The following is a 13,933-nucleotide window of genomic DNA, read 5'->3' as shown; positions in this document are numbered from 1 at the left end:
AATGTAAGCAAAATACGAGAAAAAAAAGCTATTTATGAAAAAAGACCCCAGCTAAAGCAGGAGTCTATGATGTCATTTCAAGGTAATCATTGATCATTAATTGGCTGCTGAACCTGATAGTCCTCACGGAGTATGAGGTTCATTTACTTAAATTATATACTAAAATATTAACGTGTAATTCTTCTATTCATTACTCAATGTGCAAAGTTACTATATTTCTACGATTTGTACAAGAATTGCACCATATTACTGTTTATAAGCATCATATTTTTGGGAAAATAAAAAAAGCTACCATATGTATGTCTGCCCAACCTCTGCCCATCGGGGCTTTCGGTATGGGTATAGACGTTACAAAGATAATACTTTTACCTTGAAAACCACTTTGGTTGGTAAAGTATGATTTCAAGGTCCGATTTAACATTATTAAAAATAAATATGTCAAAGAATTCTACTTTTGCGTGATTTTTCTGCTAAAAAGTTTGTGTTATCAATGATTATTCGTATCTTTACAGCGTCAGTCCTCGCCAAGCCTCTTAACAATGCTCAAATCGTGCGAGGCGTTTTTTGTTTATACACATTTGAACATGGCGAATCTTATCCCCTTTACAAAACGGTTTGAATCTTCTGAAAATCTCATTAATTTGCTTGAATCTCGAGGTTTACAAATTTGTGATAGAAACAAAGCCATACAATACCTTGACAACATTGGTTATTACAGATTGTCTGCTTATATGTATCCTTTGTTGAAGATGCCCAAAACAGCACATTTGTATAAGGAAGGTTCAACATTCAAAAAGGTGATGATGCTTTATCGCTTTGACAAGAAACTGAGACTGCTCATGTTCAATGAAATAGAAAAGATTGAAATTGCTATCAGACGTGCGGTGATGCAAATAACAGCAGATATGACAGGCAATCCTTTCTGGCTTACTGACTCTTCTTATTTCTTGGATAGTTCAAAGTTTAATGAAACAATGCGAGCTATATCCAAGGAATATAGCAAATCCAAGGAGGAGTTCATTCTCCATTTCAAACGAACCTACTCAGAACCTTACCCACCATCGTGGATTTTAGGAGAACTGCTTACTATTGGAAACGTCAATGCCATTTATCGCAACATTAAACAAAATCGCATACGCAAGCGTATTGCCAAACGTTTTGGGTTGCCTATCAATGTGTTTGAGTCATGGCTCACGGTTATTGCTGTTACTCGAAATGCCTGTGGTCATCATTCAAGAGTATGGAACAAGCAGAATGCTATTCAGCCAGCAATTCCCAATAGTCCCGCAGGAGAATGGATAACGCAGCCAACAGATTCCATGCGTGCTTACTTTGATCTTTGCATCATCAAGTACTTTCTTAATGTTATATCCCCCAATAATGATATGCAATCCAAACTAACATGGTTGTTCATTCGGTTTCCCGAAATTGACTTAAAAGCTCTCGGCTTTCCGCAGGGATGGGAAACGGAACCATTATGGAGGTAAATAGATGCAATAATTAAAAACAGACGTTAAAGGAAGATACGACTATTATCCATATGAGAATACTACATACGGCCGATATTCATTTGGGCCAAATTATCTATCAGAATTATGAACGAAGAGATGAGCACGATCATTACTTCAAACAGCTGAAAAAGTGGTGTCTGCAATATCAGCCAGATGCTTTGGTGGTCAGTGGCGACCTATTTGATATTCAACAGCCTTCTGCTGCAACCAAAGCTTGCTTTAATCAGTATTTCGCCGAAATACACCGTTCCTGTCCGTCTATGAAAATTATCATGACGGCTGGTAATCATGATTCTGCTTCGCGCATTCAGGCTGACCATGTAATCTGGGATATGGCTCAGACGGTATTAATCGGAAATTCTCCTGCCTACGATGCGCAAGAAGGGTGGGAACAGAAGTATATCATAAAACTGCCTACTGGATATGTGGTGGCGTTGCCATATATGGCTGGTGACAGACAGGAGCAATGGCAACACTTGCTTCATTGCGTTGAAACTGACAATATAGCGCATCTACCGGTGGTGATGATGGCTCATACTGCGGTAGCTGGACTGGATCTGAAAGGGCATGATTTTGAAATCGGTACGCTTAAAACGCTGTCAATAGACCAGTTGGGCGAAGGCTATGATTATCTGGCCTTGGGCCATATCCATAAGCCACAAACGATCGGGCATCAGGAGGATGCTATGACGGAAGAGGTTACCTACCCTGCCCCGGTGGTTCGCTATAGCGGCAGCGCACTTCATGTAAGTTGTGATGAATCTTACCCGCATACGGTGAGTCTGGTAGATATCGATAAGCACGGTGGCCTAGTACATATCAAGCAATTGCGAATAGACCAGCTTCGCCACTTCTATATATTACCCGAAGACCAAGACTGCTACACCGATGCAGAAGCCGCTATAGCCGACATCAAGCAATGGGCTGAGACCCACCGGTCGGGATATATTCGATTGAAAATGGATTATCAGGTGGCTTTACCTTCCAATTTTAACCAAATGGTATATGATGTGATTGATGCCTATCACGATGAGATACGATATAATCCGAAACTGATATGGATAGGGAAACCTACAGCGCAAGAGGGTGATTCGAACCGGCCTAAGATAGAAATCGCTGAACTGCAACAGATGAAAGATCCGATGCATTTTATCGCACAAACCATCGATAACTATCCCGGCCTTGACCTGGAAGAACTGCGTGAAGCTTTCGAAGAAGTAAAATTGGAAATGAAACGAAAAGATGAAAATTAAACAACTCCATTTACGAAATATTGCATCTATCGAACGTGCGGATATTGATTTTGAACACGATCTGGTAGACCCTATCATAGGCGAACAAGCTCGTACATTTCTGATTGCCGGAAATACCGGTGCCGGAAAATCGGCTATTCTCGATGGTATCTCGATGGCGCTTTATAAAAATACACCAAGATTGGCGGGGGTAAAGAATCGAAGCAAGAATAACTATACGAATACGGATGGCGAAAATATCAGTGTGAATAGTATTGAGCAGTATACGCGTCTGGGTATCTCGCCTAAAGATGAATGTTACAGTGAGGTGGTCTTTGAGAGTAATGAGGGGCTGGAATGTCGCGCTCGCCTTACACTCGGCATTTATTTGGGTAGAACGGATGCCGATGGACAACGGCATCTGAAACATAATACGCCTAAATGGGAGGCGAAAATGGGTTCTGAGGATTGGGTGAATGTCGATAAAAACACAGGTGAACCGATTCTGACGGCTATCGGTCTAAACTTTAAACAGTTTGGTCAGATGGCGATGCTGGCACAAGGACAGTTTGCTGCTTTCCTCACGGGTGATAAGACGGAGCGTGAGACTATACTCGAACAGTTGACGGATACTGCACATTTCTCGAAATATGGTGAAGCCATCAAGAATCTTTATGACCAGGCTAAAGCGAACCGAAAAACGGTAGAGGTGAAACTGAAAGCCGAGAAAGAACATACCATGGCGGAGGATGAGGTGAAGCAGTTGAACGATCAACTGAAGCTACTTACTGAACAGCAGAAAGCGGAGGCGGAAAAGCGTCAACAGTTAGAAGGACAAATTACTGTACTGAAAAATTATCTGGCGGCAAAGGATGAAAAAGAGCAGCTGAATAAGCAGTTGACGGAATACCGACTCCATTTCAAAATACTTTCTGCTGATATCCTGTATCGCCAACAACAGTTGCAAATAGCGGATTCATATATACAAGAACTTCAAACCTGGTTGAAAAACCATGAAGAGCGTGAAGGGGTATATTCGCAGGTAGACCTGATCTCGGAACGACTAAAACAATGGCGCAAAAAGAAAGACGATGGCAGACGACTGGCAGAAGGTCTGGAGGCTGAAAATAAAAAGACGACACTTCTTGAACGTACCAAAAATGTGGCTGATTCGGATTTAAAAACGTCAAAACAGAAAGTGGAAGCGCTACAAGAGCTTATCGATCAGCTGAAAGGGAAACTCTCTGCTCTTCATCCTGAAGAGATCGTACAGCAGATGGATGCGCTTCATCAACGCAAAGAAGCACTCCAGCAGTTGCAGACCTTACTCCATAGATTACAGGAAGACCGTGCCGAAGCACAGCAGCTGAAACTTCGTATGCATGAGGCACAGCTACAGATAGATAAGCAAAAAGAGAAGTTGAAGCAAGCGTACACGGATTATACACTTGCGGATGAGAATAACAAAAAAGCTCAGACGCTGCTGCAAACCATGAAAATGAGTATGGACGATAAAATCATGGAACTGCGAAAAAGATTGCACGATGAACATGCGGATACGTGTCCGCTGTGCGGTCAACCGCTGACAGACCATCTCATGGATACTGATTTTAGCGAAATACTCAGTCCACTGCAACAGCATCAGGCAGCAGCTCAACAGGCTTTGTCGTATGCGCACGATCTATATCTTCGGGAAAAGGGTGTATACGACCGGCAAAATGGCGAATTGCAAACATGGCAGACTGCAGCCGATAAGGCTGACCAGGCGAATAAAACGACGGAAGAAAAAATAAAAGCTCTCGCACGGTCTTGTGCACTTGAAGGAAAATCGCTGGCTGACGAAATTCCATCTGTGATAACGGCAATGGATCGAAAGATGGAAGAGCTGAAGCAGCAACAAAAACAGGTGGAATCGTTAAGAAAGCAGATTGATCAAATCCAGGAGGACAAAAAACCGCTCGATGTTGGCTATCAAAAAGCGATTGCTCAACAGGGGGAATGTGTCACTGCCCTTACACGACATCTGGAGATGCTGAAAAATATGAAACAGCAGATCGAAACGATAACACACGATGTAGAAGTGCTCGATACGCAACTGCATACGCATCTGGATCGTTGGTATGCTGACTGGCAGACACAGATAGACGAAACGACGCTTCGCCTGAAAGCTGATGCCAAGGAGTATGGCGACAAAAAAGGGAATTTGGATCGCGCTCGCGCGAGATCTTACCAACTGCAACTTTGCATGGAGCAAATACTGAAAACGCAACAAGACGTAACGATACTATATGCTGACTGGAATACGGATGGCCTGGAACCGAAATCGTATGGTACTGAGGATATGATCAATGTGTGGACAAAATTCTATGCTCTGGTGAAATCGCATGCAGAAAGAGTACGCACCGTAAATGATATCCTGAAGAATGAATATCAAGGGCTGGATATGTCTACTCTTGTAAAACAGCGTGATGATATGTCTGCGTCTATTCAGAAACGGGCAGAACAGATGGGAGGTATTCAGACGGCGCTACAGAAGAATCAGGAAAATCGGGAAAGACTTGCTCTGATTACGCAAGAAATGCAACAGGCTGAAAAACGATTGAAAAAATGGGATATCATCAATAAATATTTCGGTGGAACAAAATTCCGTACATTGGTACAGTCATATATCCTTCGCCCATTGCTCAATAATGCGAATGTATATCTGCGCCAAATTACTGACCGATATGAATTAACCTGCAGCGAGGAAAACGAGCAACTGAGTATTTTGGTTCTCGACCGGTATAACAAGAATCAGGTAAGAAGTGCTACCGTCTTGTCGGGAGGTGAACGGTTTATGATTTCTTTATCACTCTCCCTGGCTCTATCTAGTCTGAATCGACCAGATATGAATGTGAATATTCTCTTTATCGATGAAGGTTTTGGAACGCTCGACGAAAAGAGTCTGGACAGTGTTATGGAAACGCTCGAAAAACTACAGGATATAGCAGGACAAAACCATCGCCGTGTCGGTATTATCTCACACCGTGAAGAGCTTTACGACCGTATACCTGTGAAAATAGAAGTTCGCAAGAAAGGTGAAGGGCGTAGCTTTATTTCGACGACGTAATCGAAAAGAAAAGGCTACGGTTTATCGAAAAGGGATTAAAAAACAAGAAAAAAAAAACGGTTAACTGCTATGAACAAGAAAAAGACAGAGCTCGTACGAGCTACTGTCTTTTCTACCTGACAATCTTTTTAACACTTAAATCAACTAACTACTTCTTGAAATTTAGAGTCTGATGCGAATAGCTTTAAGCCATTTTATATGTCTGTATGCAAAAATATATGTCTATTAAAAACATCAAATATTGCTATCTTTCAATCACAAATATATATAAAATAACGCCTCATGTCAAGTCGTTTTTCCTTCAAAATGCGTCAAAAAGGAGAAAAGCATGCGCCAAAAATTCACTTGACACATGCTTTTCTGTCATCTACGCTCGATGACCCATCAAATCATAAATAGAATTTATCTCGTTGAGAGAAGTTTTATTTTAGAAAGACATCATAAAGGAGAAACGAACACCGTTCTTGTCAACCCCACTATAATCGCGATACGTGATACGACGTACATAGTTAACACCAAAGAACTTGAAGATGTTATGAACACCAACCATCATTTCCCAATATGGTGTATTGCCCATGATGCGGCTACCCGAAGGGAATTGCCACAATCGGCTATCTGTAGGATTCTTAAATGGATTATTTTTATCGGTAAGATGCCCGATCATACCCTTTACACTGATATACTCACGCCACTTCAACTTTTTAATCAGCGGAATACGGTTAAAGAGTTTACCATTCAGATTCCATGCTGCGTTCCACATCACATAACGGTCGTTCAAGAACTCCATATCGCGAAGCAAATTAAAGTTGGAATTCACATTCTCCTGGAACAGCGTCATACTGGTAGGTGGAGTGATCAGCAATGGGAATGGAACTTTATTCCACTGTGCTCCAGCTCGGAGATAAAGCTGCAAATAACCATAACTACCCAACCATACACGTTTATAAGCCTTGAATGTGGTAAGATTAGAGGCATACTGGCCACCCATAAAGCCCTTCAGACCCATATCATGAGTAAGCTCCAACTCAGCCACATCGTGGTTTACAGGAACACGGCGCTGCTTGGTATTGACATAAGTTTTACCAGGAGCCAAACTAAACCCTACCATCAGATCGGTGGTACGAAGACGGAACAATTCCGGACTTCCATCAACCGGCATAAAGTGCATTAAGCCCTCCGGACGATTACTCTCAAACTTGAAACCAGCGAGAGCATTAAAGCCCCAGTCTGTTTCGTATTCAAAGTATACCTTCTGACGATTATACAGATACATATTTTCTGTTTGATGTGTCTTAAACGTCATGAAGATATTATCCCTATTATTGGTAAGATAACGATCGGCGAAACTGGCAATATCACGACTGGTATCAAAGACGATATTACGACGAGGGAACTCGAAGTGTGAGTATTGCTTATCATTCAACGCATACGTTATCGTAGTACCATAATAGGTATTATGACTATGGTTACCATAAGCAACATAACCATCCCAGAAAAGATGTGGCAGCAAGTTGGCTGTGGTACGGGCTGACAGGCGGAAACGATAACCATCTACATAGTTCTTACTGAGCATAGAGGTTACTGGTCCGATATCAAACATGCTCGGCTTACCTATTTTAGAAGTCTGGATATAATTCTCCATGGCCAACTGCAAAGCAGTAATCACCACGCCAAACCCCTTACGCTTGGTCATGTTAGCCACAAACTTATCCATATTCTGCTCTGAGAACGACAATGGTATAGGACGATATTCATCCCAGAACTTCTCATTTCTGATACGTGCATCAGGCGATTCTACCTTATCAGCCTTACCCCTCCACAAGTGTTTGTCGATAGGAGAAAAATCATAATCACCTAATCGGGTGTATCGAGATACAAGCCATTTCGGATGAGAAGAAACAATCGCTAATTCAGCCCACATATCATCACGTGACAATGCCCACTGACCATCAGAAAGCTGATCAAACTCCTGCTCGATACGCATACCACGTACAAAGTTAACCGTACTCTTCTTAGGAATATTGAGCACAGCCTGCTTCAACTGCAGTGTACTATCCTTAATAATATAAAGTTCGCCCGTAAAACCAAAATCCTGCTGGTTATTCGGGAAGAAACGAAGATGATAGCAACTATCGTTAGCCACTTTTACGGTATCGACGATATAATAGCGATAGAAAGATATCGCTGTTCTACCCAACGGACTCGGGAAAGGATATTGTACCAAACGAATGTAATCCTGATAAATATCGACATCCTGAAATACCTCCTTCAATACATTATTCAAGATATCACCCGTCTGCATCACTTTATTAAGACCCTTACTCGACAAACCAAGAACGATATCACGATTACGAGCATCCGACTTATCATACAAATGCTGTGTTACCGTTTCGTCGACAGTAAGAGGCAAAACATACTTATTATTATAAGGTGAAAGCTCTATCTGCTGCTTATACCAAGACTTATCAAGCTTAGAACTATCTAAGTCATTCTGAGCAAAAGTGAGCTTCTGATACTTCATAAACTGATACTGATCATGGTTCTCAAGATTAGCCTTTTTCTTATTCTCTATAACACGGCGCATTAACTCTACAGCCGGATTATTTTTTCGACTGTAACGCTTACGTTTACTACGAACTACAACTTCTGACACCTGTACACCCTGAGCATTGAGCTTGATATTAATTTCCTCCTGAGCCAAATTAACAGTATGCGTTTGAGACTTATAACCAATAGAACTGAAAGTAAGCACCCATCCCTTATGGGCTTCAATCGTAAATTTACCTTCAGCATCACAAACTACACTAACATGATGACCTTTATATGAAACAGAAGCGTAAGGTATAGGGTAACCGTCCTCACCATCCAAAATTTGTCCTGTGATTTGCGCCTGCATCTGCAGTATTGTCAACAAAAACAAAACTACTAAACCAACCTTCTTACTTAGCATAATTATTACTACAAAATCGTTTGATTCTTCCTAATTTTAAATCAATATAATATACACCTCTTTTATCTGCTGCAAAAATAGCAAATATTTTCCTATTATCAATTATATTTTTTACAGAAAATGTACTTGCATAAGTTGGAAATTATTAAATTTAACGTTTGCGATATAATCGCAATAATATCCTTTTCGGTTGCAAAAGTAATATATTAAATGCAATTAAGCATGTTCTAATTGTGCGAATATATGTTCTATTTTATACATTCATACCTTTTCAACCTAAAGATTTCGCAAAAGAGCAATAGAATATCGCAAAAAAACTTGTATTTTTGCACCAAAAAGGAATTAGAAGATGGTAAAAAGAGAATATACATTTAAGGATAAAGCGGATTTCATGGAAAAGATAGCCGATATTGACGGTGTAGAATTTTTCGAGGATGACTTCGTATTAATCAATAATGTGAAATTTCTAGAAGAATCGGGCACACAACGTATCGATGGAAATGTGATCTGCTTTATCGTCGAAGGAAAAATGCAGGCAGAAGTGAATGGGGAAACTTTATTTATTCACGATAATCAGGTACTTATTCTTCCTACTGGTATTACACTGGGGAATATTATGGTTTCGCCCGACATTCGATATTTCTCTATGGGCATATCTAACCGTATGCTTAAATTCTTCCTGGGGTCTTATATGAATGTATGGAACCAGTTTACGTATGTACAGAAAATACGTATCGTGAATGCTGAGAAATATGATGAAAACAGCAGTAAATGCTTTGACAACATATTCAAGCACTGTCTGAATAAAACGGATGATGAAATAGAGAATGGCTATCGTCGCGAAATATTCAAAAGTATGATGCGTGCTTGTCTGTTGTCGCTCTGTAATGCGATTCGCAAACAGGCGGATGTGCTGGTGGATAAGCCTCACCATCATGCGTCTTATTTTAACTTGTTCCTTGAACTTCTTGAACATGCTGAAATCAAGCACCAGACGGTGGAGCATTATGCCAGTGAACTCTGTATCTCTACGAAATATCTGGCGCAAATCTGTAAGAAGAACAGTGGTAAAACTCCTAATCAGTGGATTACCGAGTATACGCTGGCTGATATTACGCATTACCTACAAAATACAGAAATGAGCATGAAACAAATTAGTAATGCGGTAGGTTTCCCTAATACGAGTTTCTTTGGTAAATATGTAAAAAAACATTTAGGGTGTACACCTATCGAGTTTCGCAATAAAAAGTAATTTTTTCTCGTTCATCATAAAGAAAAGGATAGAGCCGCTGCCCTATCCTTTTTTTTAATCCAAAGGTTTCATCGTTATAACCATTTTATTTAAATTTCTTGTGTACCTGAAGCATCGCTTTAGGATCAAGAATTTCATCTAACTGCTCTTTCGAGAGCAACTGTTTTTCGAGAACAATATCAACCAGACTCTTACCGGTGGCAAGGGCTTCCTTCGCAATCTTGGTACTGTTCTTATAACCGATGTATGGGTTGAGGGCAGTAACAATACCGATACTATGGCGAACCATCTCAAGATTATGTTCGGCATTGATAGTAATACCGTCTACACACTTTTCACGCAAAGTATCCATGGCATGAGACAACCAAGTAATGCTCTCAAACAAACACTCAGTAATAACCGGTTCCATGACATTCAACTGTAACTGACCTGCTTCTGCAGCAAAACTAATCGTGGTATCGTTACCGATAACTTTAAAACATACCTGATTAGTTACCTCAGGAATAACAGGATTCACCTTACCTGGCATAATAGAACTACCTGGAGCCATCGGCGGAAGATTGATTTCAGCCAGACCACAACGAGGACCAGACGCCATGAGTCGAAGGTCGTTACAAATTTTAGACAATTTGACCGCCAAGCGCTTCAATGCGGCAGAATAGCTTACATAAGCACCGGTATCAGGAGTTGCCTCAATCATATCAGAAGCCTTTTCAAACTTCTCATGCGTAATCTCACTCAAATGAGCTGTACAAAGATCAGCATATCCAGGAGCAGCATTCAGACCTGTTCCTATCGCTGTACCACCCATATTGATCTCGTGCAACAAGACTTCATTACGTGCAATATTGAGCACCTCTTCTTCCAGATTATTCGCAAAAGCCGCAAATTCCTGTCCTGACGTCATAGGCACAGCATCCTGAAGCTGTGTTCTACCCATCTTGATAGCATCTTTAAATTCCTCAGCCTTATTACGGAAAGACGTAATGAGGCGCTCCAGTGATACCACCAACTTCTTATTCATGCGAATGACGGCATAGCGGATAGCGGTAGGATAAGCATCATTGGTACTCTGACCACAATTGACATGATCATTAGGCATACAATACTGATACTCACCCTTCTCATGACCCAAAATCTCGATGGCACGGTTGGCAATAACTTCGTTAGCATTCATATTCACAGAAGTACCGGCGCCACCCTGCATCAAGTCGATAGGGAAATTCTTCCATAATGCGCCACCGATAATTTCGTCGCAGGCCTGACAGATAGCCTCTGATATATGAGGATCAAGAGCACCGACTTCAGCATTAGCCATCGCTGCAGCCTTCTTTACGAAAGCAAAAGATACGATGAAATCTGGGAAGTCGTACATCTTCATGCACGAGATGCGATAGTTGTTAATACCCCGCTGAGTTTGTACGCCATAATAAGCATCTATAGGAACATTAAGTTCACCTAATAAATCAGACTCTACACGATACTTTTTTTCTTTTGTCATTTCTTTATTCATTATTATATTGATAATGTTGAAAGTTTCTAATTCTATTCGTACAAATTAAAATACTTTTATTCTATACATGAAACCGAGTTCTATTCGATTGGTATTGTAGTTATCCAGATCTGCAAGAGCCTTCGCCTGTTCGGTATACTTGCAGCTTCTTCCGATATAGGCCAGGAATACACGGAAATCTTGACTCTTCACAGGATAGTATTCTACACTTCCCGCATATAACCATGATTTACGATATTTATCGAAATTACCACCCTTTACTGTGGTTGTCTCATAACATCCCTTGAGCATCAGATTCCATTGTGGAGCAAACTGCCAGTTTAACTTGGTAATAAAACTGTTGTAGTGTACTTTACCGAGATGAACACCTGGCGCTGTCACCAATTCCGAAGTAGCGATGCCCAAACGATCCAGATCGTCAAACTCGCCCATATAGTCGAAATACCACTGTATCTTGTCAAGATTTAACTTCTGACCAAGCGTGAGCATACGACTGTAATGACCTTCTGCCTGCGTCTGCAAGCCCCATGCCCAACGGGTCTGGAACTTATCTCCGAAGAAACTACCATTCCAGTTGACAATATAAGTAAGTGGAGTCTTAGCCTGCTTCAAATCGCGTAACCCCCTAGTACTTAAAGTCTTAGCACCTTCGCCATAGATATCTTCCAAACGGTCATTGTCGGTACGGGATATTTCCACCGCAATTTCCTGTGTTGGTACAGGTTTGAAAGAAGCGACAGCACCAACCTGGAAATTGTCCATATAGTCTACCATATCAGAATACTGATAGATGTACATCGGGTTTTCATCAAATTCGAAGCCACCCCAGATCTGACACATCTTACCAGCCTGAACACCTATCTTATCATTAAACTGATAGCCAACCATCAAGATGTCGGTCGCTTTAGCAAAGTTATCATCTTTAGCAGCATTGCTCTTATTGAGACGATGACGAAAACGATAAGAGAGTTTGTCGGTAATATTACCTTTAATTTCTAATCGAGCCTGTTTATTCTTAAAAGTTGCTCCCCATTTGTCGCCCGTATCACCCGAGAAGTCATTGATCTGTGCACTGGCAGCATAGTTAAAATAAACATTGAAGGCATCCGTTTTTTTCTCGATTTTAGCTACTCGTTCCGCCAAACTTTCATAGTCTCCATCAGGGCCACCATTACGAGTATTATTACCTTGTGCATGAGCAGTCATCGCTAAACTTAGTAAAGCGGCAACCATAAAATATTTTCTCGTTTTCATAATTTTCAAATTTGAATGTGATGATGAACCAATACTATACGAATAAAAAATCCATTAATACTCATCAAAGTAAGTCTGAATCTTCTTCCAATCTCTGGTTTTGGTCAAAGCCAACATCAGAAGTACACGTGCCTTCTGTGGGTTAGCCCCCAATGAAGCGACAAACTCATATTTATCATCGTCAACCTCAGCATTCTTATTGGTAGGACCTGTAGCTACACGACTTGAACGAACGACATTGATACCGGCCTTGCGAGCCTTAAGCGCTACCTCGAATACATCTTTATAGAAGTTTCCATCGCCTACACCGGCTAAAACGATACCATCAAACTTCGCATCTACAAAAGCCTGCATCGGCAGTGGTGAAGCATTAGCATAACCATAAACGATACCTACCTGTGGCAGTTTGGTAAGATGAGTAACATCAAACTCAGAACGAGTACCGCACTTGGTAAGCGGAGCACCCTTGAGATATACAGCTTTACCATTATAGACATAACCGACTTCACCATTAATTCCGCCCTTGAATGTTGCGCAATCAGTCGTATGCATCTTGATTACATCTTTAGCAGCGAAAAGTTCATTGTTCATACATACCATAACTCCATGCCCATTAGAGGCCGGTGTACAAAGGGCAGCAACACCATTGTAAAGGTTAGCCGGACCGTCTGCACTGATGGCATTAGATGGTCGCATACTACCCACCAAGATAACAGGTTTATCAGAGTGAACGGTCAAGCTCAAGAAATAAGCGGTTTCTTCCATCGTATCAGTACCGTGAGTGACGAGCACACCATCATATCCCTCTTGATTGAGCAGCTGGTTAATGCGATTCGCTAATTTCAGCCAAACCTGGTCGTTCATGTCCTGACTACCAATATTACTAAGTTGCTCACCATCGATATCTGCTAATTCTTTCACTTCTGGTACAGCATTCAGCAATGTCTGTATACCCACCTGACCTGCGCTATAAGCTGAAGAAGCAGCAGATGTAGCAACACCAGCTATTGTACCGCCAGTAGCAATAATATGAATTTTTGGTTTGGCAAAAGCAATGACCACCAAAAAACTAAATACCATAAGTAATAATAGACGTAAATGTTTCATAATTT

The 13,933-nt window shown here is 41.0% G+C and carries 8 protein-coding genes; 4 read left to right on the top strand and 4 right to left on the bottom strand.

The annotated features are described in order from the left end of the window. The first annotated feature begins 584 nt into the window (after window positions 1-584). From L6469_RS12555 to L6469_RS12545, 3 genes are read left to right on the top strand one after another with little or no spacing between them, the layout of a single operon-like run. Complete coding sequence (locus L6469_RS12555) at window positions 585-1,487, top strand: Abi family protein (protein WP_039870063.1); 903 nt, start codon at window positions 585-587, stop codon at window positions 1,485-1,487. A 53-nt stretch (window positions 1,488-1,540) separates the two neighbouring features. Continuing rightward, window positions 1,541-2,764, top strand: a complete 1,224-nt coding sequence (locus L6469_RS12550) for a metallophosphoesterase family protein (protein ID WP_006281940.1) — start codon at window positions 1,541-1,543, stop codon at window positions 2,762-2,764. Next, on the top strand, window positions 2,754-5,852 hold the full coding sequence (locus tag L6469_RS12545) for an AAA family ATPase (RefSeq protein ID WP_006281941.1): 3,099 nt from the start codon (window positions 2,754-2,756) through the stop codon (window positions 5,850-5,852). The genes L6469_RS12550 and L6469_RS12545 overlap by 11 nt, the downstream gene beginning before the upstream one ends. Before the next feature lie 427 nt (window positions 5,853-6,279). Here L6469_RS12545 and L6469_RS12540 read toward each other — a convergent pair whose 3' ends face one another. After that, window positions 6,280-8,802, bottom strand: coding sequence for a DUF5686 and carboxypeptidase-like regulatory domain-containing protein (locus L6469_RS12540; RefSeq protein WP_006281942.1), 2,523 nt, complete (start codon window positions 8,800-8,802; stop codon window positions 6,280-6,282). Window positions 8,803-9,151: 349 nt separating this feature from the next. On the opposite strand from L6469_RS12540, the gene L6469_RS12535 reads away from it, so the two are divergent. Then, a complete protein-coding gene (locus L6469_RS12535; protein WP_006281943.1) occupies window positions 9,152-10,054 on the top strand; it encodes a helix-turn-helix domain-containing protein in 903 nt (300 codons plus the stop codon). Window positions 10,055-10,139: 85 nt separating this feature from the next. Here the strand turns inward: L6469_RS12535 and aspA are convergent, their stop codons facing one another. Genes aspA through L6469_RS12520 form a run of 3 tightly spaced genes read right to left on the bottom strand, consistent with a single transcriptional unit; the run spans window position 10,140 to window position 13,928 of the window. Next, window positions 10,140-11,555 (bottom strand): aspartate ammonia-lyase, encoded by a 1,416-nt coding sequence (gene aspA, locus L6469_RS12530; RefSeq protein ID WP_039870072.1) that lies wholly within the window; start codon window positions 11,553-11,555, stop codon window positions 10,140-10,142. A 57-nt stretch (window positions 11,556-11,612) separates the two neighbouring features. Continuing rightward, window positions 11,613-12,821 (bottom strand): porin, encoded by a 1,209-nt coding sequence (locus tag L6469_RS12525; RefSeq protein ID WP_039870065.1) that lies wholly within the window; start codon window positions 12,819-12,821, stop codon window positions 11,613-11,615. Window positions 12,822-12,875: 54 nt separating this feature from the next. Continuing rightward, window positions 12,876-13,928, bottom strand: a complete 1,053-nt coding sequence (locus L6469_RS12520) for a type II asparaginase (protein ID WP_006281946.1) — start codon at window positions 13,926-13,928, stop codon at window positions 12,876-12,878. Window positions 13,929-13,933: the final 5 nt, after the last annotated feature.

The sequence above is a fragment of the Segatella baroniae B14 genome, assembly GCF_022024235.1.
Classification (GTDB): Bacteria; Bacteroidota; Bacteroidia; order Bacteroidales; family Bacteroidaceae; genus Prevotella; species Prevotella bryantii.
The sequence above is the reverse complement of the archived record's forward strand: the minus strand, read 5'-3'. Positions and strand labels throughout refer to the sequence as shown.

Coding starts and splice junctions, on each gene's coding strand:
- L6469_RS12550 (WP_006281940.1), top strand. CDS start 1,541: ATGAGAATACTACATACGGCCGATATTCATTTGGGCCAAATTATCTAT.
- L6469_RS12540 (WP_006281942.1), bottom strand. CDS start 8,802: ATGCTAAGTAAGAAGGTTGGTTTAGTAGTTTTGTTTTTGTTGACAATA.
- L6469_RS12555 (WP_039870063.1), top strand. CDS start 585: ATGGCGAATCTTATCCCCTTTACAAAACGGTTTGAATCTTCTGAAAAT.
- aspA (WP_039870072.1), bottom strand. CDS start 11,555: ATGACAAAAGAAAAAAAGTATCGTGTAGAGTCTGATTTATTAGGTGAA.
- L6469_RS12545 (WP_006281941.1), top strand. CDS start 2,754: ATGAAAATTAAACAACTCCATTTACGAAATATTGCATCTATCGAACGT.
- L6469_RS12520 (WP_006281946.1), bottom strand. CDS start 13,928: ATGAAACATTTACGTCTATTATTACTTATGGTATTTAGTTTTTTGGTG.
- L6469_RS12535 (WP_006281943.1), top strand. CDS start 9,152: ATGGTAAAAAGAGAATATACATTTAAGGATAAAGCGGATTTCATGGAA.
- L6469_RS12525 (WP_039870065.1), bottom strand. CDS start 12,821: ATGAAAACGAGAAAATATTTTATGGTTGCCGCTTTACTAAGTTTAGCG.